Origin of the sequence: Paenibacillus paeoniae (assembly GCF_003388735.1) — a bacterium.
Taxonomy (GTDB): domain Bacteria; phylum Bacillota; class Bacilli; order Paenibacillales; family Paenibacillaceae; genus Pristimantibacillus; species Pristimantibacillus paeoniae.
Genome location: NZ_QUBQ01000001.1, coordinates 403,338 through 428,715 on the forward strand (window position 1 = coordinate 403,338; position 25,378 = coordinate 428,715).

A 25,378-nucleotide genomic window follows, 5' to 3' on the forward strand; every position below is an offset into this window, starting at 1 on the left:
ATTCTATGGGCGTGTCCAACCTGATTATGATAAAATAGCGATAACTTTAAAATGAGAACAGAAGTTTGCCAGGAGGGTGGTCATACCATGGGCGTAAGTGCCGGACAAGAAGGGGCATTTGTACATCTGCATGCGCATAGCGAATATAGTCTGCTTGACGGCGCCGCCCGCATACGGGATCTGGCTGCTCGGGCTGCCGAGCTTGGCATGCGCGCGCTTGCCTTAACGGATCACGGCGTTATGTATGGCGCAATTCCGTTCTATCGGGCTTGCCGCGCGAACGGGATTAAGCCGATTATCGGCTGCGAGCTATATTTGACGGCGGGATCGCGGTTCGAGAAGGGCCCGCGCAAGGATAATCCGACCTATCATCTTATCGTGCTAGCGAAGGACGAGACAGGTTATCGCAACTTGATGAAGCTTAGCTCGATAGCCCATCTGGAGGGCTTCCATTATAAGCCGAGAGTGGACATGGAGATGCTGGCGAAGCATGCCGAAGGCTTGGTCTGCCTAAGCTCCTGCCTGAATGGCGAGGTGTCCCAGCATCTGCTCTATGATCGTATGGATGAAGCGAGGGAAGCCGCTCTTCGTTACCAGGCGATCTTCGGAGATGATTTCTATCTGGAGCTTCAGGACCATGGGATGCTGGAGCAGAAGAAAGTCGCGACAGCGATGATCGGGCTTGCCCGGGAGACAAGCATTAAGCTGGTTGCGACCAATGATGTGCATTACCTGAAGCCAGAAGATGCAGGTGTGCAGGATGTACTCATCTGCATCGGTACGGGCAAGACGGTTGAGGATGCGGACCGGATGCGCATGACGACGGATCAGCTGTATATGAAGAGCGGCGAAGAGATGGCGGCTTTATTCCGCCATGTGCCGGAGGCAATCGACCATACGGTAGAAATCGCGAATAAATGCAATCTGGAGCTGACGTTCGGCAGAGCGGCTTTGCCGGTGTTCCGGCCTGTTCCCGCCGGTACTTCTTCCACGCAATATTTGGCGGAGCTATGCCGGAATGGGCTCATATCGCGATACGCGGGTCTGCCGGAGTGGAGTGATGGTTCGGATTTTCAGGCGCGGGCAGAAGAGCGCCTCGCTTATGAATTGTCGGTCATCGAGAATATGGGCTTCAGCGATTATTTCTTAATCGTCTGGGATTTCATCCGGTTCGCTCATGAACGCGGTATTCGCACCGGGCCGGGCCGGGGTTCCTCTGCCGGCAGCCTTGTTGCTTATGCGCTAAGGATAACGGATGTTGATCCGTTGAAATACAAGCTCCTCTTCGAGCGGTTCCTGAACCCGGAGCGGATATCGATGCCGGATATCGATATCGACTTCAACGATGAGCGTCGCGACGAAGTCATTGCTTATGTATCCGCCAAGTATGGCGAGGAGCATGTCGCCCAGATCATTACGTTCGGTACGATGGCGGCCAAGGCTGCGGTCAGGGATGTGGGCAGAGCGCTGAACGTCCCATTCCAGGAGGTGGATCGGGCTGCGAAGCTGATTCCGAATCAGCTCGGCATTACGCTGGAGGAGGCGCTGCGCCAGAGCGAGGAGCTGCGAGCGGCTTGCGAGCGGCAGCCGAAGACGGACGCGCTGCTGAAGATGGCGATTAAGGTAGAAGGAATGCCCCGGCATGCCTCGACGCATGCGGCGGGGGTTATTATCTCGAAGGAGCCGCTTACGCATTACGTCCCGCTGCAGGGCGGGAGTGAATCGATTCCGTTGACCCAATATTCCATGGAGCATCTGGAAGCGATCGGGCTTCTTAAGATGGACTTCCTGGGCCTCAGGACGTTGTCTATTCTGGAGAGAACGCTTAGCTGGGTGAAGGAGCTCTTTCAGAAAGAAATCGATTTCCGTACAATAGACGATTCCGATCCCCATACGTATGCGATGCTCGGCCGCGGCGACACGACGGGCATCTTCCAGTTGGAGTCGACGGGTTGCCGGCGCGTGCTGCGGGAGATGAAGCCTTCAACCTTCGAGGATATTATCTCGGTGCTGGCCCTGTATCGTCCCGGCCCGATGGAGTTTATTCCGAAATATATTGGCGGCAAGCATGGCGTACTCGATGTATCTTATCCTCACCCCAAGCTTGAGCCTATCTTAAAGGATACATACGGCATCATCGTCTACCAGGAGCAAATCATGCAGATTGCCTCCCTCATGGCGGGTTTTTCGCTTGGCGAAGCCGACTTGCTCCGTAGAGCCGTATCGAAGAAAAAGCGCGAGGTGCTGGATGAGGAGCGCGCTCACTTCGTGAAGGGCAGCCTTGGTCAAGGGTATAGCGAAGAGGAGGCCAACAAGGTCTATGACATGATTGTCCGTTTCGCCGATTATGGCTTCCCTCGGGCGCATGCCGCCGCATACGGCGTGCTCGCGTTCCAGACCGCTTGGCTTAAGGCGCATTATCCTGTTCCGTTTATGGCATCTATGATGGCATCGGTAACGGGCAATATGCGCAAGACGGCGGAATACGCCGATGAATGCCGCAGGATGGGCATCGAGGTGCTGGCTCCGGATTTGAATGAGAGCAGCGTCACGTTTACACCCGTGGGAGGAGCGATTCGCTTCGGGCTGGCTTCTATTAAAAACGTTGGCACTCAAGCGATCGATGCGATCTTACGGGAGCGGGAGAACGGTCCGTTCCTAAGCTTTCTGGATCTCTGCAAGCGGGTCGATCTGCGCGTCGTGAACAAGCGTGTGCTGGAGTCGCTTATACAAGCCGGGGCGTTCGATTCCATGTCGGGCCATCGGTCGCAGTTGCTTGCTTCGCTGGAAGAAACAGTGGAAACGGCTGTGAAGTGGCGTAAGGAGAAGGAAGAGCTGCAGATTGAGATGTTTGGCTTCGAGGAAGTGCAGAATTGGGATGTGGAGCTGCCGGACATCACGCCGTATACGACTTCTCAGAAGCTGGACTTTGAGCGGGAATTGCTGGGGATGTATCTGTCCGGTCATCCGCTTGATTCAGCAGCCGAACTGTTGGATAAGCTGGAGTTGGAACGTCTGGTCGATTTGAACGAGGCAGCGGACGGAACGATTGCCATGGTCGGCGTGATGATTGCGGGATTGAAGCCTTTTACGAACAAGAAAGGCAATGCGATGGGTTTTATGGAGGTAGAAGATCGGATTATGCGTGTGGAAGCCGTCGTTTTCCCGGCCGTGTGGAAGCGCGTAGGCGCAAAGCTTGCCAAAGACGGGCTTGTCATCGTGCAAGCCAAGGTTCAGCATGAGGACGAGGATTTCAAGCTGCTTGTGGATGATGTCATTCCTTTGGAAGGGACGGTCGACTACTTGGCGTCGCAGGTTCGGCGATTGCGCCAAGCGGCTCGCGCACGATCATCGCGGACGGATGCAGGCCGCTCTATAAATAATCCGCAGCAGTCATCAACGGTAGCCGGCACGACGACTCGTCCGTCTTCCAGCGGTAAGGACGATGCTCCAGCGGAGCCAAAACAACCGCAGCATGCCCTTCCATCTGGCGAGCGGCCGCAGCCGGAGCGGACAGTGATGGAGTCTGAATCCCGTTCCGTTCATCGGGGCGATCATTCGCGGCCTGCAGCCGTTCAAGTTCCAGCACAGTCCCGAGCCGCTGATAGCGGCGGAACGAAGGCAGGAAAGCGGCAGCTGTTGTATATGAAGATTACGGAGAACAGCGAGCGCACGGAAGTGCTGAATGCTCTGAAGCAGCTGCTGCTCTCCCATCCCGGTCCGATCGACTGCGCCTTATTCTATGAACGGGAAGGCAAAGCAATGGCGCTAAGCGCCAGCCATCGCGTGAGACCGGGTCCTGAATTGATCAGATCCATCGAGGCCTTGCTTGGCCCAGGCACTGCGATTATCAAGTGAGAACGGAGCGCTCTTCTTATCGGATTTTGTATTTCTATGCACATAATGGCTTGTACACGCATATGCATAGAGATACAAGCAGGCCCGAGAGGAAGGATGTCCGTGAACGCAATCGAGAAATGGCTGGAGACGCGCGGCGTAACCGTAGAAGATATCTCAGAAATTGTATATACGCTGCAATCACCCTATAATGCGGATCTTCGCATAGAGGAATGCCGGGAGAGCGTGCGAGCGGTGCTCGAAAAGAGAGAAGTGCAATATGTGCTGTATACGGGCATTGCCCTGGATGAACTGGCCGAGCGCAAGCTGCTTCCCGAGCCGCTCCAATCCATTATGGAACGCGACGAATCGCTGTACGGAGTTGACGAGACGCTGGCTCTTGGCATTACGAACGTATACGGCATGATTGGACTTACGAGCTTCGGATATTTGGATAAAATGAAGCCTGGCATCATTCGCAAGCTGAACGTAAAAGGGGAGAAAATCCACGTCTTTCTGGATGATTTGGTTGCGGGTCTGGCAGCAGCGGCATCCGCCCGCATCGCTCATAGCGATCCGAAAGCCATTCGATATCATTTGCCGGATTCGCCATAACTATGTTATCATTATGGCATCATATGGCCTTTTGGCGGGATTGGTTTCGTTTTACTAGACAAGACGGCGACTGCCGTGAACGTTTGACAGGTTAACTTTGCTTACGCGGGGTTATCAGGAGGTACCAAGATGTGGACGGTTATCTATATCGCACCAACAGCAAAAATGGCAGAAAACATCAAGAAGCGGCTTACGGAAGAAGGTTTTTTGATAAAGGTCCGGCCCGTCAATCTGTCTAAACAGCAATATGAGATATTAGTTCCATCAGGCGAGCTTGAGGAAGTACAGGAAGTATTCAATTCCTTGTTCCGTTCTTGATGGCTAATTCTACATTATTGCGCCTTGAGAGGTGTCACAGTGCAAATTAAGGACTTATTTTCGAAAAAAAAATATGCGACGATTCCCTCGGAGCGTCCCAAGCGTGATATTCCAGAAGGCTTGATGAATAAGTGCTCCAAGTGCGGCACGATTCAATATAGCAAAGAGCTGGAAAAAAACTTGAAGGTTTGCTCTTCATGCGGGCATCATTACCGGCTGAATGCGTGGGAACGGATCGGAATGACACTTGATGACGGGCATTTGACTGAATACGATGCCGCTATGGAATCGGTCGATCCGTTGTCCTTCCCGGGCTACGCTGGCAAGCTGGAGCAACAGAAAGCCAAATCGAACCTTCGCGATTCCGTTGTGACGGGCGATGGCAAGATTGGCGGCTTTCCTGTTGTTGTTGCTGTGATGAGCTTCGACTTCTTCACAGGCAGCATGGGCTCCGTCGCTGGCGAGAAAATTACAAGAGCGATCGAAGCGGCTCATGAGAAGAAGCTTCCTCTTATCATTTTCTCGACATCGAGCGGCGCTCGTATGCAGGAAAGTATACTGAGCTTGATGCAGATGGCTAAGACGAGCGCTGCGCTGGCGAAGTTTCAAGGAGCGGGCGGGCTTTACATTTCCGTCTTTACAGACCCGACGACTGGCGGCGTATCCGCCAGCTTCGCGAGCCTTGGCGACTACAATTTGGCCGAGCCTGGCGCTTTGATCGGCTTTGCTGGACGTATCGTCATTGAACAGACGATACGTCAGAAGCTGCCGGACAACTTCCAGACGGCCGAATTCAACTTGCAGCATGGTCAGTTGGATAAAGTCGTGCATCGTAAGGATATGAAGGCGACGCTTACGAAGCTGCTGGACATGCATTGCGAAAAGGAGGGATCGTTCCATGGCGAATGAACTGCCTTTTGAGAAGCCGATCGTGGAATTGCGCCAGAAAATCAAGGAATTGAAGAGCCTGAGTGTAGACAAAGGCATTGATTTCTCTGAGGAGATTCTGCGGCTGGAGGAACGCTGCAAGCAGCTGGAAGAAGAACTGTACAGCGAGCTTACGGCTGCCCAGAAGATGCATCTGGCGCGTCATCATCAGCGTCCGACATCGCTCGATTTCATCGGCGCGATCTTTTCCGATTTCATGGAGTTGCATGGCGACCGTCTGTTCGCAGACGATCTGGCGATCGTGGGCGGCCTTGCCAAGCTGAACGGAGTGCCGGTTACTGTTATCGGCCATCAGCGAGGCAAAGACACACGCGATAATATTGCCCGTTTCTTCGGCAGTCCCCATCCGGAGGGCTTCCGTAAGGCGCTGCGTCTTATGCAGCAGGCGAACAAATTCAATCGCCCGATCATTACGTTTATAGATACAAAGGGCGCCTATCCGGGCAACACGGCAGAAGAACGCGGACAATCGGAGGCGATTGCGCGCAATTTGCGTGAGATGGCCGGTTTCGGCGTGCCTATTATCTGCGTAGTCATTGGTGAAGGCGGAAGCGGCGGAGCGCTGGCGCTTGGTGTCGGCAACCGCGTATTGATGCTCGAGAACGCCATCTACTCGGCCATATCGCCGAACGGCGCAGCCTCCATCCTATGGAAGGACGCGTCGCGAGCCGATCAGGCAGCCGAGGCGATGAAGATTACAGCGAAGGATCTCCTTGAGTTTGGCATTATCGAGCAGATCATCGAGGAGCCGCAGGGCGGTGCCCATCGCGATCTGGAGTTCCAGGCGGAGCGTATTAAGGAAGGTCTCTGGAGCCAGCTTCAAGAGCTTCTGAAGCTGAACGCCGAGGAGCTGATCGAAGATCGCTACAACAAGTTCCGCAAGATTGGATACTTCCAGATGGCCGAGCTTGAAGCGGCTGAGGATGGCTTGGAACAATCTGCGGCAACAGAGCTTAACAGCGGCTTGAACGACTCCATCGCAAGCGATGCCAAGGGACAGGAAGCTGCCCCAACCCTTAACTAACGTATACAATCGCTTTAACGCGGAGGACAAGCCCGCGGAAGCGTGTATTTATATTCAAAAAAGACATTTCAGGCACTAAACGGAGGAAACATAACATGCGCAAAACTAAGATCGTTTGTACAATCGGACCTTCCAGCGAATCACTGGAAAACACTAAGAAACTCATTCAAGCCGGGATGAACGTAGCCCGTCTTAACTTCTCGCACGGAGACTTCGAGGAGCATGGCAACCGGATCAAAAACGTTGGACTGGCTAATGTTGAGCTCGGCACATCGGTAGCGATCCTGCTCGATACAAAAGGTCCGGAAATCCGTCTGGGCAAACTGAAGGAAGAGCCGATTGAACTGGTGCAAGGCGATGCGATTACGCTGACAACGGAAGAAATTCTGGGTGACCGCACGCGTATCCCGGTAACGTACAATAATCTTCCGAACGACCTGACTGTAGGTTCGACTGTTCTGATCGATGACGGTCTGATCGGTCTGACAGTTGAGTCCATTGAAGGCACGGAAGTTCACTGCCGTATCGTGAACAACGGTCCAATCAAGAGTAAAAAAGGCGTCAACGTTCCTGGCGTGAAAATCTCGTTGCCAGGCATCACCGAAAAAGATGCGAACGATATCGTATTCGGTATCGAGCAAGGCGTCGACTTTATCGCAGCTTCCTTCGTGCGTAAAGCAAGTGACGTTCTGGAAATCCGCGAATTGCTGGAGAAGCACAACGCAGGCCATATCCAAATCATCTCCAAAATCGAAAACCAGGAAGGCGTAGACAACCTGGATGAAATTCTGGAAGTGTCCGACGGTCTGATGGTTGCGCGTGGCGACCTTGGCGTAGAGATTCCTGCTGAAGAAGTACCGCTCGTTCAAAAAATGATGATCAAAAAATGTAATCGCGTAGGCAAGCCGGTTATTACGGCAACCCAAATGCTTGATTCCATGCAACGCAACCCGCGTCCGACTCGTGCGGAAGCGAGTGACGTAGCGAATGCGATCTTCGACGGTACGGATGCGATCATGCTTTCCGGTGAGACAGCTGCCGGCAAATACCCGGTTGAATCGGTTCAAACGATGTCACGTATTGCTGAACGCGCTGAGAGCGCGCTTGAGTATCGTGAAATCTTCATCAAACAAGCGAATGCTCAGCAAACTTCCGTAACGGAAGCGATTAGCCAAGCGGTAGCCAATTCTGCACTGGATCTGAACGCAAAAGCGATCATTACATCCACGCAAAGCGGCTTTACAGCTCGTATGGTATCCAAATACCGTCCGAAAGCGCCAATCATCGCTGTTACAACGGATACTAAAGTAATGAGACGTCTTGCACTGGGCTGGGGCGTTATCCCGGTTAAGGGAGCAGATGCGGTTACAACGGACGAAATGTTCGATAATGCCGTTGAAGGCGCACTGGGCACAGGCATTCTGGCACTGGGCGATACAGTTGTTATTACAGCAGGCGTACCAGTTGGATTCGCTGGCACAACAAACCTGATGAAAATTCATCACATTGGCGAACTTCTGGCTAAAGGCCAAGGAATCGGCAGCCAAACCGTAACGGGTAAGCTTGTGGTAGCTCGTACGCCGCAAGAAGCTAATGAGAAAGTACAGCAAGGCGATATTCTTGTTACTGTAGCGACAGACAAGGAATATATCCCTGCATTCGAGAAAGCGGGAGCTGTCATTACGGAGCAAGGCGGCATTACTAGCCATGCGGCCGTATGCGGTCTTAACCTGAGCGTTCCGGTTATTCTAGGCGTGACAGGTGCTATGGATACGCTGAAGGATGGTATGGAAGTTACCGTGTATGCGGAAACTGGCTTTATCTACTCCGGCCAATCCAAAGTACTGTAAACTTAACTTTATAATGAATAGAGAGCGATGGTGTCTACACCGTCGCTTTTTATTCAATTATCGGAATAACCTCTATTGCGGCCGTTCAATCCAAACGGACCACGTTAGAGGTTTTTTCTAACCATTAGCTTATGGCAGGTTGCAGATGCAAATAATAGAACGGGGGATGGAAACTTGGAGAGGGAAGGCGCATGGAGATTGCATCCGATTCGGGTAAGATATCAGGAAACCGATCAGATGGGCGTTGTTTTTCATGGCAATTATGTAACCTGGTTCGAAGTTGGACGTACGGAATGGATAAGGTCGGCTGGTTATGATTACAAAACAATTGAGGGCAAAGGATTGTTATTGCCAGTCGTTGATCTGGCGTGCAAGTATGTTGCTCCTGCCCATTACGACGATCTCGTAGTGGTATGTACCCGAATTGCTGGCAGCTCGCCGCTGCGCGTAGAGTTTCAATCGCAGGTTCGCCGAGTTTCGGAGGCGGATTTTCAGGCAACGGAGGTGGCATATGGCGAGGAGCTTCCTGGAGAATTGCTCGTCGAAGGCGGCACCAAGCATGTCTGGGTCAATCCACAGTGGCAGCCAGCCCGGCTGAATCGCGTGCTTCCGGAACTGTATGCGCTTATCGGCGGAAGTAAGTGACAGGATGGGCCAAGAGCGCACCATTTAAGTCGCTCCTGCCGACCTAATTGTGTGAGAAGGTCAAGCGTGTACCATTTAAGTCGCTCCTGCCGACCTAATTGTGTGAGAAGGTCAAGCGTGTACCATTTAAGTCGCTCTTGCCGACCTAATTGTGTGAGAAGGGCACGCGTGTACCATTTAGGTCGCTCCTGCCGACCTAATTGTGGGAGAAGGGCAAACGTGTACCATTTAAGTCGCTCCTGCCGACCTAATTGTGGGAGAAGGGCAAGCGTGTACCTTTTAGGTCGCTTCTGCCGACCTAATTGTGGTAGAAGGTCAAGCGTGTACCATTTAAGTCGCTCTTGCCGACCTAATTGTGGTAGAAGGGCAAGCGTGTACCATTTAAGTCGCTCTAGCCGACTTAATTGTGGGAGAAGGGCAAATGTGTACCTTTTAGGTCGCTCCAACCGACTTAATCCAGCCGGTAACGCTGATAGGCATCGTTCAAGTCGCTCCAACCGCCTTAATCCAGCAAGAAAGGTCCGTTCATATCCTTTAAGTTGATCGTATCGACTTACATCTGTTTATTGGTCCGAAAATAATGATATGCATGCTACAAGCGAAAGGTGGAATATGATGTATAGGTGGATATTAGCGGCGATTATTATCGTGCCGATTATCGAGATTTGGGGCATTCTCCGGATGGGGGATTGGATCGGCGGTTGGAATACGTTCCTTCTTATTCTCGTATTAAGTGCAGCAGGCGCGTTGGTCACTCAATTTGAGGGCAGAAAAGTATGGCTGGAAGCGCAGAGGCAAATGCAATCCGGACAAATTCCGGGCCGGGCTATTATTGACGGGATATGTGTCCTTCTGGGCGGGCTATTGCTGCTGCTACCAGGATTTTTCAGTGATTTCCTCGGTATTATCATGCTTCTGCCGTTCACGAGGCCCCTCTTTCGCAATATGATATTGCAGTGGCTGGAGAAACGGATGCGTAATGGCAACTTTACGATCAGACGTTTCTAACAATGTTTACATGAAATTAACAATTCGATAATGTGCCAAAAATAGTCATCTATCATAATGATATCGATAGCATAGGCTGTGGCTTGCTTCAGCAAACCACATCGAAAGCGAGGAAAAGGATCACCATGACCAAGCATTTGTCCCCATATGTCAATCGAGATTTGAGCTGGATCGAATTCAACCGAAGAGTGCTCGAAGAAGCCCAGGACACGCGTAATCCTTTGCTGGAGAGAGCAAAATTTCTTTCGATCGTATCAAGCAATCTCGATGAGTTCATGAGCGTGCGAGTTGCCGGCATTCAGGATCAGATGAGAGCGGGTTTAACGAAAACGGACTTTACGGGATATACCCCCGCAGGCTTATGGAAACGACTTATTAAACGCGCTACCAGCATGGTGTTCGAACAATACCGCACATATCGTGAAGTGACGCGTTGCCTCGCCAAGGAAGGAATATGTATTCGATCGTTGGATGAACTCAATGCGAGCCAGCAAAAATCGGTATCTGACTATTTTCACGAAATCGTATTTCCCGTCCTTACGCCGATGGCTGTAGACCAGAGCAGACCGTTCCCTCTCGTACATACGAAGGAACTGTATTTGGCGGTGTTGCTTAAGCGCGAGGATGCAGAGGAAGAAGAAGAGCCATTGTTTGCTATTGTTCAGGTGCCTTCCATCTTATCGAGATTTGTTGCCGTTCCAGGAAGGGTGAATAGCAAAAAACAAGAGTTTGTGCTGCTAGAAGAGCTGATACAGCAATTTATTCATACGTTATTTAACGGTTATGAACCGTTTTCTGTCCATCCGTTCCGGCTGACGCGCAATGCAGACCTGACGCTGAATGAAGAAGGGGCAGAGGATTTGTTGGAGGAAATCGAAAAGGAGCTGCGCAGACGCAGATGGGGCATTCCCGTCCGTCTCGAAGTGGCGAAGGGCATGCACCCTTTTGCACTGCAGACACTTAGGGAGGAACTTGAGATTGAGGACAATTTGTTCGAAATTGACGGACCTCTTGATTTAAGTTTCCTTCTTCGGTTCGCCAGCAATTTGGCAGGCTACGATAATTTGCGTTACGAGAAGTTGGAGCCGGTGTACCCTCGTGAATTTGATGAAACAGACGATATGTTTGAAGTGATCAGGCAACGGGATGTGCTGGTTTATCATCCGTATGAGTCATTCGAGCCGGTCAACGATTTTGTGCTGCAAGCTGCTTACGATCCGGATGTGCTTGCGCTCAAAATGACACTTTATCGAGTCAGCGGGCAATCGGCACTCGTACAGGCGCTGGCGAAAGCAGCGGAATCTGGCAAACAAGTTACCGTCGTAGTGGAATTGAAGGCGCGATTTGACGAGGAGCGTAATATTGCATGGGCTAGACAGCTTGAGAAAGCGGGATGCCATGTGGTATACGGTCTTGTCGGCTTGAAAACTCATGCTAAAATTTTGTTGGTCGTCAGACGCGAGCAAGGAACGTTGCGCCGGTACGTGCATGTTGGAACGGGGAATTACAATGACAATACGGCAACTTTATATACTGATATTGGCTTGTTCACCTCACACCCAGTTATCGGCGGCGATGCGTCGGCTTTGTTCAACGAGGTGACAGGCTACTCCTCACCCTATAACTGGAAGGCATTGGGCGTGGCGCCTACTGATCTGAGAGAAAAGCTCTTCCGGCTGATCGACCATGAGAAAGCAATTGCGCAGGCAGGGCGTAAAGCGCATATTATCGCGAAGATGAATTCGTTGTCCAATCAGGATATCATTGATAAATTGTATGAAGCTTCTCAGGCGGGTGTGAAAATTGAATTGATCGTACGAGGAGTATGCTGCTTGAGGCCGGGCGTAGTCGGACGCAGCGAAAATATTAAAGTAATCAGTATCGTGGATCGTTATTTGGAGCATGCGAGAGTGATGTATTTCTATAATGATGGGGAAGAAGAAGTGTATCTCTCCAGCGCAGATTGGATGACACGCAATCTCATGAAGCGAATCGAGCTGATGTGTCCCGTATTCGATCCAGGGTTGCGCGCCATCTTAATTAACATGTTGAAGCTGAACCTGGAGGATAATGTGAAATCCAGGGAACTGAAGCCAAGCGGATTATATGAGCCGGTTGTTAGCAAGGACGACAAGCCGTTCCGTAGTCAGTTCGAAGCCAAATTGATTCCGCTGTGGAAAGGCGAGATTTAATTTTAATGTTGCATCCGGTAGTGATCAAGCACGGGAGTCAAATGCCAATGTTTTTTGAAATCGGCAGCCAGTTCATCGACTTCCCGCTTCTCTACCGCTAGTGGCCCCCTAGGATGAAGCGGACGCAGAAGCAGCTGCGACTCTGTAGGGCGGATGGCAATCTGTCCGATCGCTTGCGTCTCACTCCGATCAAGGGCCGCTGCCAATTGAAGGAGCAAACCAAGCTTGCATATTTGATCGATGTCTTGATCATGGATTAATGTCCGATAAGGCATGATCTGGTTTTTGGCGCGCCCTTTGCCCTTGAAAGATGCGATTGCTGCCGTCATGATAATTTCTCTATGCGATAGACCATTGAGATGCGAGTGGATAATTAAATAGAAGGAATGCCTCGCGTAATCGTAATAGTCGATCGACGCCCCGATTCGGTGCAATTGCGAGGCGGCATCAAGCAATAGTCTGGCGCGCGTGTCTAGCCCAGCACCTGTAAGGCTATGCAACTCGTCGTATAAGGCCAAGGACAGCCGGTTAACCTGCATCACATGCTGTCTGGGCGCTTCCGTATGCAAGGCGTTCAAGTTTCGTAAACTGTAGGCAAGCGGGTCGTTCAGCTTTGGTTGCGCAGGGAAGCGCGTCGCATGAAACAGCCCGTCCCGCAGACCTGCTCCGCATATTTGATAGTGGGAGGCTTTCACGGATCGAAATATTGCACGCAGCACGGCAATGCCCGGCACGATCACATCTGCTCTGTCCTTGGACAAGCCGGGCAGCTTGCGTCTGCGCTCCAGCGGCAGGCTTCTTATCGTCTGGAACAGCTCATCGACTCCTGCTCCTGAGATTTCATAATTATGTGTCTGTACAAATGCATAATGATGGACCGCCTGATGCACCTTACCTAGTGCGCGTACGGTTCCGCCGACGCCAACGAGGGGCAGTCCCGCCGCTTCGCGTATCCAGGGATGCTGCTTTGCTGCATCCGCAACAACGGCTTCGATCGCTTTCAGCGATTCGTCCGTTAATCCGTTTTTGGAATCGAACGACTGGTTCAAGCTGACGCAGCCGAAGGGAAAAGATACGGAGTGGATCAGTTCGCGATTCCGGAAGAGCGATAGCTCCGTGCTTCCGCCCCCGATATCGATCAAGTAGCCGTCTGTCACATTTAGCGAGTTGATCATACCGAGGAAGCCGAAGGAAGCCTCCATCTCCCCGGTCAGCAGCTCGATGGACAGCGAAGTGTCGGCCTTGATTCTCTCCAGCACGTAATCCCGGTTGGTTGCGTTGCGGATAGCCGCTGTCGCAACCGCTCGAATATGGCCAATCCCATGATGCGAGCAGATGCGCATGAAGTGGCGGAGCGTCTCGGCAAGCTCTGACACCGCTTCTTCGGTCAATGCGCCTTTTTCATCTATTTTTCCGCTTAGTCTAGCGGAGCGTTTACTGGCATCGACGACGCGGTGGGCACCGCTGTCTGTTCTCTCGTACACGACGAGCCTGACAGAGTTGGAGCCGATGTCGATGATGCCATTGCGTTGTCCTGTCATGTTATCCTCCGTTCCAGCATAGGGAACATGCCGCGTCTACTGTGGACATTCTATCATATCGTCTCGCATTTTTCGAAGTATAGGGGTAGTGAGATTGTGGAATAATGAGCTGTCGGGAACAATTCGCGATACCCTCAGCCCCTTCTATTGTACATAAGCGATTCAAATTATCAATGATGCCGATAAAGCATTTTTATGTCCCATTTTGTTGGCTTCATTGAAAAAATCATTTATGATTAAAGACAGTGCATCAATAACGTTACCATTCTTGGAATGAGATCTATATCGAGTATAAAGGAGAGAGAACGATGACAGCAACTAAAGGTCTAGAAGGAATCGTCGCGGCAGCGTCATCCATCAGTTCAATCATTGATGGAGTGCTCACTTACCGCGGTATTGATATTGACGATCTTGCGGAAAACGCTTCATTTGAAGAAGTAGCGTATCTGCTCTGGTACGGCAAACTCCCAAATCGTTCGGAACTGGACGGACTGCAAAAGCAGCTTGATGAATTCTCCGAGATTCCTAGCGCAGTAATCGACCAAATCAAATTGTATCCGAGAGATACAAACTCTATGGCTGCTCTCCGTACTGCAGTATCCAGCCTTGCGCTATACGATGCTTCTGCGAATGACATGAGTCCAGAGGCTAACCAACTGAAAGCGATTAAATTGCAGGCGCAGCTGCCTACCGTAATCGCTGCTTTCGCGCGTATTCGCCAAGGCAAGGAGCCGATTGCTCCTAAGAAAGGCGTATCGATTGCTTTCAACTTCCTGTACATGCTGACTGGTAACGAGCCGGCTGAAGTGGCAGTGAAGGCTTTGGATCAAGCACTCGTTCTGCATGCTGACCACGAGCTGAATGCTTCTACATTTGCGGCTCGCGTAACAGTAGCCACGCTTTCCGATATCTATTCCGGTGTAACTTCCGCAATTGGCGCTCTTAAAGGCCCTCTGCATGGCGGCGCGAATGAAGCTGTTATGGTTATGCTTGAAGAGATCGGCACGTTTGCAAACGTTGAGAGCTACATTGGCAATGCTTTGGCGAACAAAGTTAAAATTATGGGCTTCGGTCACCGCGTCTACAAAAACGGGGATCCTCGCGCAAAACATTTGCAAAAAATGTCCCGCGAGCTGGGTAAGCTGACTGGCAACATGGAGCTGTACGAAATGTCGGTTAAGATCGAAGAGTTGGTAACTGGCCAAAAAGGTCTGAAGCCGAACGTTGACTTCTACTCCGCATCCGTATACACAGCGCTTGAAATTCCGCGCGACCTGTTCACGCCAATCTTCGCAATCAGCCGCGTATCCGGCTGGAGCGCACATATCTTGGAGCAATACCAAGACAACCGTCTCATTCGTCCTCGCGCGGACTATGTTGGTCCGGTTAACGCAAAATACATCCCGATCGAGCAACGTTAATTCGATGAGGGTATACATCATGAAGCGAGGGCAAGCGGAAGGCTTGTTCTCCTTTCCATGTATGCTTTAGAAGCCGTTTTTTGTTATAATCAGCTAGATGCTGATTTTTACTCATAACCATGGTTTCAAGCTTACGAAGCAAGTTTTGCTCCAAATCAACTAATCGTTGATCCATACCACAAAACTTAGGTCGATGCTTACGAGGCAAGTTTTGCTCCAAATCAACTAATCGTTGATCCAAATCACAAAACTTAGGTCGATGCTTACGAAGCAAGTTTTGCTCCAAATCAACTAATCGTTGATCCATACCACAAAACTTTTTAGGAGGAATTATTCATGGCTAAGTTCGAAAAATACGCTCTTCCAACTGAAGGCGAGCAAATTACAATTGACAACGGTGTACTTCAAGTTCCTAACAACCCGATCATTCCTTTCATCGAGGGCGACGGAACAGGACGCGACATCTGGCGCGCTTCGAAACGCGTTCTTGACGCTGCTGTAGAAAAAGCTTACAGCGGCTCCAAAAATATCGCTTGGTATGAAGTTTTTGCCGGCGAAAAAGCATTCAACGAATACGGCGAGTGGCTGCCAGCTGATACGCTGACTGCTATCCGTGAATATATCGTAGCGATCAAAGGTCCTCTGACTACGCCTATCGGCGGCGGCATCCGTTCCCTGAACGTTGCGCTTCGTCAAGAGCTTGACCTGTACACTTGCCTGCGTCCAGTTCGCTACTTCGACGGCGTACCTTCCCCGGTTAAACGCCCTGAGCTGGTTAACATGGTTATCTTCCGCGAGAACACTGAAGATATCTACGCTGGTATCGAGTACGCTGAAGGCTCCGCAGAAGTGAAAAAAGTAATCGCGTTCCTGCAAAATGAAATGGGCGCTAACAAAATCCGTTTCCCTGAAACTTCCGGTATCGGCATCAAGCCAGTATCCGCTGAAGGCTCGAAACGTCTGGCTCGCGCTGCGATCGAATACGCGATCAAGCACGGCAGAAAATCGGTTACACTGGTTCACAAAGGCAACATCATGAAATTTACAGAAGGCGCGTTCAAAAACTGGGGCTACGAAGTGGCTGAGCAAGAATTCGCTGAGCAAACCTTCACTTGGGGCCAATACGACCGCATCAAAGACGCTGAAGGCGTTGACGCTGCGAACAAAGCACAAGCAGAAGCAGAAGCTGCTGGCAAGCTGATCGTGAAGGACGCAATTGCGGACATCGCGCTTCAACAAGTATTGACTCGTCCAACTGACTTTGACGTAATCGCTACTTTGAACCTGAACGGCGACTACCTGTCCGACGCTCTGGCTGCACAAGTAGGCGGCATCGGTATCGCACCGGGCGCGAACATCAACTACCTGACTGGACATGCTATTTTCGAAGCAACTCACGGTACTGCTCCTAAATACGCGGACAAAGACGTCGTGAACCCAGGTTCCGTCATTCTGTCCGGCGTTATGATGCTTGAGCACCTGGGCTGGCAAGAAGCGGCTGACCTGATCTATAAAGGCATGGAAACTTCCATCAACAACAAAACAGTAACGTACGACTTTGCACGCCTGATGGAAGGCGCAACAGAAGTAAAATGCTCCGCATTTGCTGACGAAATCATCAAAAACATGTAGTTTAGGCCCATTCGCTGGCGGCTATGAAGCCGTCCGAGGGATTGCCTGATTGAAGCTACTTTAACACTCCCTTAGGGGAGCCATGGCGATGCGCCTCTGAATTCCCGCTCGAAGAACGAGGGAGTACAGGGGCGCATAGGCTTTGTAGGGCTAATGACCGGCGGGGGACCAAGCTGTTCCGCTATGAACGTATCTTTTGACGGATAGATGCCTATAAAGGGGATAGATGCGCATGCTTGCGCGATAAATGAATTTTAGGGAGGTCATAAGTTATGGCAATTCAACGTAAGAAAATTACGGTTGTAGGCGCAGGCTTCACGGGCGCGACTACTGCGCTCATGCTGGCGCAAAAAGAGCTGGGCGACATCGTTCTGGTCGATATCGCCCCTCTGGAAAATCCTACGAAGGGCAAAGCTCTCGATATGCTGGAGGCGACTCCCGTTATAGGCGTTGATGCGAACATCATCGGTACATCCAACTACGAGGATACGAAAGATTCTGACGTTGTGATCATTACGGCTGGCATAGCGCGTAAGCCTGGCATGAGTCGCGACGATCTCGTGAATACCAATGCCGGTATCGTGAAATCGGTTTGCGAGAGCGTAAAAGCGACAAGCCCTAACGCTTATGTCATTATTCTAAGCAATCCGGTAGACGCGATGACTTATGTTGCTTACCAGGCGCTAGGCTTCCCTAAAAATCGTGTCATCGGCCAGTCCGGCGTACTGGATACAGCCCGTTATTGCACCTTCATCGCACAGGAGCTGAATGTGTCGGTTGAAGATGTTCGCGGCTTTGTGCTTGGCGGACACGGCGACGATATGGTGCCGCTTGTACGTTACTCCAACATTGCTGGCATTCCAATCGAGAAGCTGATCCCGGCTGACCGTATTGAAGCCATTGTCAAACGTGCACGCGTCGGCGGTGGAGAAATCGTTAATTTGCTGGGCAATGGCAGCGCATATTATGCACCGGCTGCATCCCTTGTTCAAATGACCGAAGCGGTACTGAAGGACAAGAAACGCATTATTCCGGTTATCGCCTACCTCGAAGGCGAATACGGATACGATCATTTGTTTATGGGCGTTCCGGCCGTAATCGGCGGAGACGGTATCGAGAGAGTGATTGAGCTTGAGCTGACAGCTGAAGAAAAAGCGGCGCTTGATCAATCCGCACAATCTGTACGTAACGTAATTGAAATAGTTACAGGCGGCTAATGCCATACCGGTCAAAGGGATGAGCGTCATTATCGAATAGGATTCAATCATCCCATCTGCCTATAGTGTTGACTTAAGTACGGGAGGACCCTGACAGAACATTGCCAGGGTCTTTCTGTTTTGGGAGAGAGAGGAGGCGCGCTTAGAGATGGAAAAGGCATTGCAATTATTAAAAGAAGTATATGGTTACGACTCCTTCCGAAAAGGACAGGAAGATATTATCGCAGGCATTGTAGACGGTCATGATACATTAGCGATTTTGCCGACGGGCGGCGGGAAGTCGATCTGTTATCAGCTTCCGGCGCTGCTGCTGCCAGGCACTACGCTAGTTATCTCGCCATTAATTTCACTTATGAAGGATCAGGTGGATAGCTTGCACCGTGTCGGTGTACAGGCTGCGTTCCTCAATAGCTCGCTTGGAGCGGCAGAATACCGGGAGGTGCTTCGCAAAGCGATGCAAGGCGAGTATAAGCTGCTCTACGTGGCTCCTGAGAGGCTGGATGCCCCGATGTTCCAGACGTTGTCGGAGCAGCTTCATATTCCGCTAATTGCCATTGACGAGGCTCATTGCGTATCCCAGTGGGGACATGACTTCCGTCCAAGCTATCGTCAGCTCGCAGGATGGATCGCCCGAATGCCGAATCGCCCCCTTGTCGCTGCTTTTACGGCGACAGCTACAGAAGAGGTGGCCGATGATATTGCCGCTATGCTTCGGCTGAACGATCCGCGCCGGTATGTGACGGGCTTTGCACGTCCTAATTTATCTCTATCTGTTGTGAGCGGCGTGGACAAAAAACGGTTCCTGAAAGATTTTTTGAAGCAAAGAGAGGATCAATCCGGCATTATCTATACGGCTACGAGAAAAGAAGCGGAAGAAGTCGGGGGCATGGTGCGGCAATTTGGCCTTGATGCTGGAGTCTATCATGGAGGAATATCAGATTCAGACCGCGCTCAGACGCAGGAGCAATTCCGCTTCGACCAGGTTCGTGTCATGGTAGCGACGAATGCATTCGGCATGGGCATCGACAAGCCCAATGTCCGTTATGTGCTGCACTGGCAGATGCCAGGGGATCTGGAGTCGTATTATCAGGAGGCGGGCAGAGCCGGCCGGGACGGGGAGGAGAGCGATTGTATCTTGCTCTTCGAGCCTGCTGATATGCAGGTTCAGCGCTTCTTGATCGAGCAGGGAACGGGCGATACGGACCGAAAGTCGATTCAAATGTCCAAGCTCCATTTGATAATGAATTATAGCCGGACCCAGCGCTGCCTCCAACAGTTTATTGTAGATTACTTCGGAGAGAGTGATGTGCCTCAATGCGGCAAATGCAGCAGCTGTCTCGATAAAAGCGAAGCTGTTGACCGGACGGAAGATGCGAAGATGGCACTTTCCTGCGTAGGCAGAATGAGGGGACGCTTCGGCGTGACGATGGCGGCGAAAGTACTTAAGGGCTCCCGTGACAAACGTCTGCTTGAGTTTGGATTGGATCGGCTCACCACATATGGGCTCATGCGCCATCTTCCGGAGAAAGAAATTGCGGACTGGCTGTATTGGCTTGTAGCCGAAGGCTATATGAGACTTAGTGAGGGACAATATCCTACTGTCTCCTTAACGGCGAACGCCCTTCCTGTTCTTGAAGGCAAGGAGACGATCACACAGCGTGTACGGGCAACCGTAAGACAAGCAGCGGCAGATATGTCAGCATCCTCTCCATTGTTCGATGCGCTTAAAGCATGGCGCAGAGAGGCAGCTGCGAAGGAAAGCGTGCCTCCGTTCATGATCTTCTTCGATGCCACGCTCCGGGATATTGCGAATGCGCGCCCGGCGTCTATGGAGGATCTGCTCGATGTGAAAGGAATCGGTGCTGCAAAGGGCAGTAAATATGGTCAAGATATTATCGCGATTGTGGCCGAATTCCCGGATGCAGGGGGTTCCACATCTGCTGTCTATTCTAGAACAAAGGGGCAGACCTCTGCTGTCAGAAGAACGGATAACGGAGAGCAGCCTAGCCATCTGCAATCGCTGGAGCTGTTTAATCACGGCATGACGCCTGCCGAGATCGCGAAGGAACGTGGGTTCAGCCAAGTGACGGTGGAAGGCCATATTATTCGCGGCGCAGGAGAAGGGCATGATGTAGATTGGGATCGTATCATTCTCCCTGGACAAGAGGTGCCTATTCTAGCTGCCATTAATAAAGTCGGAGCTGAACGACTCAGACCGATTAAGGATGAGTGTCCTGCAGAAGTGACATATTTTGCGATTCATGGCGTCTTGTGCAAACATGATCTATCATCTGGTTCTTAAAAGATAGAGTTTTGTGATCATGGCAAATATTAATTAATCAGATAACCAAGATTGCTATAGCAAAGACGGGATGTACTATCCCGTCTTTTGTTATAGTTCTATGATGATAAGCTACGTAAGAGAGAATATAGCCTATTCAATCAAAGAAGTTGCCGATTATCCCGTTTAATGACATAATAAAATCGAACCGGTACCATAAAATCTGGTTTAGTACGAAACATAGGAGTAGATTGAGATGGTCAAATCAGATTCGGTCACCATTGCCGATGTAGCCAAACGGGCAGGCGTCGCGAAATCAACGGTTTCGCGTATTATAAATGATGTACCAGGTGTGAAGCCAGTGACACGCAGCAAAGTATTGCAAGCCATCGAAGAGTTGGGCTTCAGGCCCAATATGTTGGCAAGAAGTTTAAAAACGAACATGAAGCAACAGATTGCACTTGCTATTGACGATATCCGAAATCCGTATTATCCGGAACTGGCTTGGGCTGTAGAGCAAGTGGCAAAGGAAAATGGTTATCGACTCGTATTAATCAATCATTACGGCAATGCGGAGGAAGAACTTGCGATTATAAGAAGGATGAATGAAATGCATATTGACGGTATTATTATGCTGTCGATCAGCAATCCAACTGCGCTTAAAAATAATATCAATCATGCTTCTGTACCTGTATGTCTGATCGGCAATATGGGTGAAGATGTAAATGCAGACATGGTGTTTTTATCAAAAACAGAAGGGCTGCTTGCTATGGAGCATTTGATCCGTATCGGCTGCTCGAATATTGCGTATGCGGGAGGACCCAAGCAGTTGCATCAAGGAACACGCTATGAAGCCTATGATACGTCGCTTAGTATGAATTTTATGAAACCCAATTCGGCAAATGTATACATCGGTACGGACTTTTCCTTACAAACGGGTATCCAGGCGGCAGATTATTTCTGCAGCTTGCCGGAATTGCCGGATGGCGTGTATGCCGCTAATGATATGATTGCAATTGGATTAATTCAGCGGCTTCTGGAGAACAAAATACGGGTTCCGGAAGATGTGACGGTTGTAGGTGTCGATGATATTAGTTGGTCTACTATTGCCAGGCCAAGAGTGTCGTCTGTCTCCAATCTGACAGGTGAAACCGGTAGAATCGCAGCGGAATTATTGCTAAGGCGGATTAAAGAAGGTCAAACCACTCCACTACGAAAAGTACAACTAGAACCGCGGCTTATTGTACGGGAATCGACGGTTAAGGTTACCGTGAATTAAACGGCGTAGGAATCATTTAGTTCTCTTGACAATTCAAAGGGGCCGTGTGATAATATTTTCGAACCGGTTCGAAAATTTTCATAAAAATAATCTAAGTCTTAGACAGATTGCATTTCAAATGTTGAAAGAGCTTACAATCAGGGGGTTGATGCCTAAATGAAATTACATCGAATGATACTGGATACAGATATTGGAACCGATGTGGATGATGCGATGGCCGTGGCTCTCAGCATGTTTTCTCCGGAAATTCAGGTAGAAGGAATTACGACGGTATATGGTGACGTAGTCCTGCGCTCCCGAATGGTTAAAAAGATATTACAAATGGGTGGCAGGGAAGACATCAAAATTTATGCAGGCGTGGAGCAGACGCTCCTGCGAAATCGGGAGATCTGGTGGCTCGGTCATGAAGGTGAAGGCATTCTTCATCTCGACGAGCGGGATCAAAATCTTGATTTCGAAGAGAAGCATGCGGTTGATTTTATTATCGAGACTGTCATGAATAATCCGGGTGAAATTACTCTGGTACCGATAGGGCCGCTCACCAATATAGCAGCCGCGATGATCAGAGAACCAAGGATAGCTGCGCATGCGAAAGAAATCATTCTGATGGGTGGCGTATCTCGAATAGGAAGCAATGCTGCTGAACTCGATTATTATGAGCATAATATTAGCCGAGATCCGGAGTCAGCATCTATCGTTTTCGGAAGCGGTGCGAAGATTGTAATGGTTGGTCTAGATGTGACGCGCCAGGTATTAATGAATCGTAGTCATTTACAACGTTTAACAGAGTCGGGAGAACCGCTTAATCTTGTGCTTGTGAAGCTGGTGGAGAGATGGCTTGAGTGGTACAAGCATGAATATACAGCCATGAACGATCCGCTTGCTGTCGCGCTGTTGATAAACCGTTCTTTTGTCAAAACTAAAAAAATGAAGGTGCATATCGAATATGATCATCGTCATCCAACGGGGCAGACAATTGCACAACATTCAGACGACGCTAACGTTGAAGTCTGCGTAGAAGTCGATAGCGAAGGTTTTATGAACTTGCTGCTCGATCGATTATGCAGCCGGAAATCTTAGGAACGATTGAATCATATGGAAGCGATTACACGTGTTGCAGCAATTATTCATTCATTGGAGGGTTAGATCAATGACGATGAAGACATTTAAATCCGTGACAGCAATGGCGTTGGCTCTTGTAATGCTTGTGTCTTTAATGACAGCTTGTTCGTCTAACAACAGCAAACCAGGAGATGGCAAGGAGCAACCTGGCACCAATGCTCCCCACAGCAAGGTAGTGATTCCGTTCTGGATTACCCCGCAGGACACAGGGATTACCGCCTGGTTTAGGAAATGGACGAATGAGTTCAACCAGTCACATGATGGGGTTGAAGTCAAATTGGAATTTGTCCCGCAAGACGCTTGGCAGCAAAAGCTGAAGGCAGCTCAATCGAATGGTACTGCTCCGCAAATCGCTTATACGAATTATGCGAGCATTCCGATGAGCGTGGAAGAGGGGATGTATGCGGCTCTCGATGATTATATGGATCCCAAACTATTCGAGGATCTGTACGGGAATATAAAAGAAATCGTGTCCATTGGCGATAACCACTATTCCTATCCCGTATTCGTGGAGCCGTACCAGCTTCTATTCTATCGCAAGGACTTCTTTGAGGAGGTAGGGCTAGATCCGGAATCTCCTCCAACATCATGGAAACAATTGATCGATATGGCAGCCCAACTCACGAAACAAGGCCGATTTGGATTAGCCGTTCCGGGCAGCGGGGATGTAGCTTGGACGCACTGGGCATTCCAGAACATGATCGGACACTTTCCGATCAGCGACGACTGGTCGCATGCCACTGTGAATGACGAGAGCTACCGAGAATTGTTTAGCTTCTGGAAAACGCTGTATGACGAAAAAGTTGTGCCCAAGCAGGCGTTGTCCGAGGCATGGGATATAAAGCCGCTTGCAGAAGGCCGCGTGGCCATGGGCTTTAACGGATCATGGGCTATCGGTAATCTGAAAAACGAATATGCGGATATTGCAGACAAAGTTGGCGTTGCAGTAGCACCTACACCGGATGGAATAACGGAAGGTAAAACGACTGCCGCGCTTGGTGGGTATGCCTTGACTCTCGATGGCAAAGCGAAAAATCCGAAGGAAGCAGCGGAGTTTATCTCATACCTTGTAGCAGGTGATCCGCAAATTATGAAGGAGTTTTTTGAGACGTCCCAATACTCCAAGTTTTCGGCACGACAGTCCGTGGATGAGCTCATTAACAAAGAACCGGGAGTGTCAGATGATCCGTACCGTGACATTATTTTGAAACAAGTCATCCCGTTTGCCAAACCTGAGCCCTGGTATTCGTTTGATATTTCAAGCATTTACGGTACAGCGCTAGAAACGGTAATCTCCAATGGCGTTCCTGTAGACGATGCGCTAGCCAAGCTGGAAAAAGATATTAACGATTATATCAAGGTTCACAACTACGCGAACAAAAATCCCAAGCAGAACCAGTAAGGCTCTGTAAATAGCGAAGGTCGTAAAGGTCAACCGGCCATATATCGGCCTTCCCTTGGGCTCTAAGGTCAAAACAGATGAATTTGCCATCAGGCAATGAGGTGACAGACGTGAACGATGCAACAGCAAGAAAGGGATTGTCAAGTCAGAAGCTTTTATCCCGTTCTCGACAAGATGCCAAGACAGCATATGCCATGTTAGTACCAACCTTTATTTTGCTTACGTTATTTGCGCTTCTTCCGCTAGGAATGTCATTGTTCAAAAGCTTTACCGATTTCAGCTTCTATAAGACACCGGAGTTTATCGGTTTTCATAATTATCGAATTGTATTGGCCGATCCCTTTTTCCGTAAAGCCGTACTGGTCGCTTTTAAGCTCGTGTTTCTGATCGTACCTGTTCAATTCGTGGCTGCCTTTCTGTTCGCCCATTTAATCAAGGAGATGTCAACGCGGATCGGCGCATTCGTCAAAACCACCATATATATTCCTCTTGTCATAAGCGGAATTGTAGTAGGCGCGGTGTTTTCCTTCATTTATAACTATCAAGGCGGCATTCTTAATTCCTTGCTGAATGTATTCGGTATCGAGAATCAAGCCTGGATCGCTGATTCCACTTATGCGCTTTATAGCGTAGCTGCCCCCGCTATATGGCAAGGATTTGGCTATGTGACGTTAATGATGCTAGCAGGATTGCTCGATATTCCCAAAGATTATTATGAGGCTGCCAAAATGGATGGTGCGTCTGCATTTCGCAGGATGGTCTATATCACGATACCGAATATGAAAAATGTATTTATATTTATTTTCATATCCGGGGTGACGGGAGCGTTGTCGCTGTACGAAATTGTCCTGATGATTACGAACGGCGGTCCTGGAGGGGAGACGTTAACGCCGGTTCTCCATCTGGTCAACCATTTTAACAACGATCCTACGATGGGCTATACCGTTGCCGGCGCAATCATAATGGCAATTATATTAGGCTCATTCTCGGCTGTCATCTTCCGCATTGTACAGTCGGACAAAGCTATTGATTAGAAGGGTGATTGC

At 50.0% G+C, this 25,378-nt stretch carries 19 protein-coding genes; 17 read left to right on the forward strand and 2 right to left on the reverse strand.

What is annotated here, in order from left to right:
• The first annotated feature begins 87 nt into the window (after positions 1-87).
• The 9 genes from DX130_RS01885 to DX130_RS01925 all read left to right on the forward strand — a co-directional run bounded on the left by DX130_RS01885 (position 88) and on the right by DX130_RS01925 (position 12,437).
• On the forward strand, positions 88-3,858 hold the full coding sequence (locus DX130_RS01885; protein ID WP_116042378.1) for a DNA polymerase III subunit alpha: 3,771 nt from the start codon (positions 88-90) through the stop codon (positions 3,856-3,858).
• Positions 3,859-3,954: 96 nt separating this feature from the next.
• Positions 3,955-4,452 (forward strand): phosphatidylglycerophosphatase A family protein, encoded by a 498-nt coding sequence (locus tag DX130_RS01890; protein ID WP_116042379.1) that lies wholly within the window; start codon positions 3,955-3,957, stop codon positions 4,450-4,452.
• A gap of 129 nt (positions 4,453-4,581) precedes the next feature.
• Complete coding sequence (locus tag DX130_RS01895; RefSeq protein WP_116042381.1) at positions 4,582-4,770, forward strand: glutamate decarboxylase; 189 nt, start codon at positions 4,582-4,584, stop codon at positions 4,768-4,770.
• A 39-nt stretch (positions 4,771-4,809) separates the two neighbouring features.
• Positions 4,810-5,679: an acetyl-CoA carboxylase, carboxyltransferase subunit beta gene (accD, locus tag DX130_RS01900; protein WP_116042382.1), complete on the forward strand. Its 870-nt coding sequence runs from the start codon at positions 4,810-4,812 to the stop codon at positions 5,677-5,679.
• A complete protein-coding gene (locus tag DX130_RS01905; protein WP_116042384.1) occupies positions 5,669-6,742 on the forward strand; it encodes an acetyl-CoA carboxylase carboxyltransferase subunit alpha in 1,074 nt (357 codons plus the stop codon). The genes accD and DX130_RS01905 overlap by 11 nt, the downstream gene beginning before the upstream one ends.
• 95 nt (positions 6,743-6,837) lie before the next feature.
• Positions 6,838-8,592: a pyruvate kinase gene (pyk, locus tag DX130_RS01910; RefSeq protein ID WP_116042386.1), complete on the forward strand. Its 1,755-nt coding sequence runs from the start codon at positions 6,838-6,840 to the stop codon at positions 8,590-8,592.
• A gap of 174 nt (positions 8,593-8,766) precedes the next feature.
• The gene (locus DX130_RS01915) at positions 8,767-9,237 is read left to right on the forward strand and encodes an acyl-CoA thioesterase (RefSeq protein WP_276310878.1); all 471 of its coding nucleotides are present in this window, start codon (positions 8,767-8,769) and stop codon (positions 9,235-9,237) included.
• A gap of 615 nt (positions 9,238-9,852) precedes the next feature.
• Positions 9,853-10,245 (forward strand): FxsA family protein, encoded by a 393-nt coding sequence (locus DX130_RS01920; RefSeq protein WP_116042387.1) that lies wholly within the window; start codon positions 9,853-9,855, stop codon positions 10,243-10,245.
• 83 nt (positions 10,246-10,328) lie between these two features.
• The gene (locus tag DX130_RS01925) at positions 10,329-12,437 is read left to right on the forward strand and encodes an RNA degradosome polyphosphate kinase (RefSeq protein ID WP_276310879.1); all 2,109 of its coding nucleotides are present in this window, start codon (positions 10,329-10,331) and stop codon (positions 12,435-12,437) included.
• Between the two features lie 2 nt (positions 12,438-12,439).
• Here the strand turns inward: DX130_RS01925 and DX130_RS01930 are convergent, their stop codons facing one another.
• The gene (locus tag DX130_RS01930) at positions 12,440-13,978 is read right to left on the reverse strand and encodes a Ppx/GppA phosphatase family protein (RefSeq protein ID WP_116042390.1); all 1,539 of its coding nucleotides are present in this window, start codon (positions 13,976-13,978) and stop codon (positions 12,440-12,442) included.
• A gap of 308 nt (positions 13,979-14,286) precedes the next feature.
• On the opposite strand from DX130_RS01930, the gene citZ reads away from it, so the two are divergent.
• Entirely contained in the window at positions 14,287-15,399 is a 1,113-nt protein-coding gene (citZ, locus tag DX130_RS01935) for a citrate synthase (RefSeq protein WP_116042392.1), read from the forward strand.
• On the opposite strand, the gene DX130_RS26165 is transcribed toward citZ, so the two are convergent.
• Entirely contained in the window at positions 15,365-15,706 is a 342-nt protein-coding gene (locus tag DX130_RS26165; RefSeq protein WP_133297876.1) for a hypothetical protein, read from the reverse strand. The genes citZ and DX130_RS26165 overlap by 35 nt on opposite strands.
• Before the next feature lie 29 nt (positions 15,707-15,735).
• On the opposite strand from DX130_RS26165, the gene icd reads away from it, so the two are divergent.
• The 7 genes from icd to DX130_RS01970 all read left to right on the forward strand — a co-directional run bounded on the left by icd (position 15,736) and on the right by DX130_RS01970 (position 25,366).
• Positions 15,736-17,031, forward strand: coding sequence for an NADP-dependent isocitrate dehydrogenase (icd, locus tag DX130_RS01940; protein WP_116042393.1), 1,296 nt, complete (start codon positions 15,736-15,738; stop codon positions 17,029-17,031).
• 272 nt (positions 17,032-17,303) lie between these two features.
• The gene (mdh, locus tag DX130_RS01945; protein WP_116042395.1) at positions 17,304-18,248 is read left to right on the forward strand and encodes a malate dehydrogenase; all 945 of its coding nucleotides are present in this window, start codon (positions 17,304-17,306) and stop codon (positions 18,246-18,248) included.
• A 148-nt stretch (positions 18,249-18,396) separates the two neighbouring features.
• Positions 18,397-20,550, forward strand: coding sequence for a DNA helicase RecQ (gene recQ, locus DX130_RS01950; protein WP_116042396.1), 2,154 nt, complete (start codon positions 18,397-18,399; stop codon positions 20,548-20,550).
• A gap of 235 nt (positions 20,551-20,785) precedes the next feature.
• Positions 20,786-21,808 carry a LacI family DNA-binding transcriptional regulator gene (locus DX130_RS01955; protein ID WP_116042397.1) on the forward strand — a complete coding sequence of 341 codons (1,023 nt, stop codon included), beginning with the start codon at positions 20,786-20,788 and terminating at the stop codon, positions 21,806-21,808.
• Positions 21,809-21,964: 156 nt separating this feature from the next.
• Positions 21,965-22,888 carry a nucleoside hydrolase gene (locus DX130_RS01960; protein ID WP_116042398.1) on the forward strand — a complete coding sequence of 308 codons (924 nt, stop codon included), beginning with the start codon at positions 21,965-21,967 and terminating at the stop codon, positions 22,886-22,888.
• Between the two features lie 70 nt (positions 22,889-22,958).
• Positions 22,959-24,332: an ABC transporter substrate-binding protein gene (locus DX130_RS01965; RefSeq protein ID WP_116042400.1), complete on the forward strand. Its 1,374-nt coding sequence runs from the start codon at positions 22,959-22,961 to the stop codon at positions 24,330-24,332.
• A 110-nt stretch (positions 24,333-24,442) separates the two neighbouring features.
• Positions 24,443-25,366, forward strand: coding sequence for a carbohydrate ABC transporter permease (locus tag DX130_RS01970; protein WP_165861123.1), 924 nt, complete (start codon positions 24,443-24,445; stop codon positions 25,364-25,366).
• Positions 25,367-25,378 lie beyond the last annotated feature (12 nt).

Coding starts and splice junctions, on each gene's coding strand:
- DX130_RS01885 (WP_116042378.1), top strand. CDS start 88: ATGGGCGTAAGTGCCGGACAAGAAGGGGCATTTGTACATCTGCATGCG.
- DX130_RS01890 (WP_116042379.1), top strand. CDS start 3,955: ATGTCCGTGAACGCAATCGAGAAATGGCTGGAGACGCGCGGCGTAACC.
- DX130_RS01895 (WP_116042381.1), top strand. CDS start 4,582: ATGTGGACGGTTATCTATATCGCACCAACAGCAAAAATGGCAGAAAAC.
- DX130_RS01905 (WP_116042384.1), top strand. CDS start 5,669: ATGGCGAATGAACTGCCTTTTGAGAAGCCGATCGTGGAATTGCGCCAG.
- pyk (WP_116042386.1), top strand. CDS start 6,838: ATGCGCAAAACTAAGATCGTTTGTACAATCGGACCTTCCAGCGAATCA.
- DX130_RS01920 (WP_116042387.1), top strand. CDS start 9,853: ATGTATAGGTGGATATTAGCGGCGATTATTATCGTGCCGATTATCGAG.
- DX130_RS01930 (WP_116042390.1), bottom strand. CDS start 13,978: ATGACAGGACAACGCAATGGCATCATCGACATCGGCTCCAACTCTGTC.
- citZ (WP_116042392.1), top strand. CDS start 14,287: ATGACAGCAACTAAAGGTCTAGAAGGAATCGTCGCGGCAGCGTCATCC.
- DX130_RS26165 (WP_133297876.1), bottom strand. CDS start 15,706: ATGGATCAACGATTAGTTGATTTGGAGCAAAACTTGCTTCGTAAGCAT.
- icd (WP_116042393.1), top strand. CDS start 15,736: ATGGCTAAGTTCGAAAAATACGCTCTTCCAACTGAAGGCGAGCAAATT.
- mdh (WP_116042395.1), top strand. CDS start 17,304: ATGGCAATTCAACGTAAGAAAATTACGGTTGTAGGCGCAGGCTTCACG.
- recQ (WP_116042396.1), top strand. CDS start 18,397: ATGGAAAAGGCATTGCAATTATTAAAAGAAGTATATGGTTACGACTCC.
- DX130_RS01955 (WP_116042397.1), top strand. CDS start 20,786: ATGGTCAAATCAGATTCGGTCACCATTGCCGATGTAGCCAAACGGGCA.
- DX130_RS01960 (WP_116042398.1), top strand. CDS start 21,965: ATGAAATTACATCGAATGATACTGGATACAGATATTGGAACCGATGTG.
- DX130_RS01965 (WP_116042400.1), top strand. CDS start 22,959: ATGACGATGAAGACATTTAAATCCGTGACAGCAATGGCGTTGGCTCTT.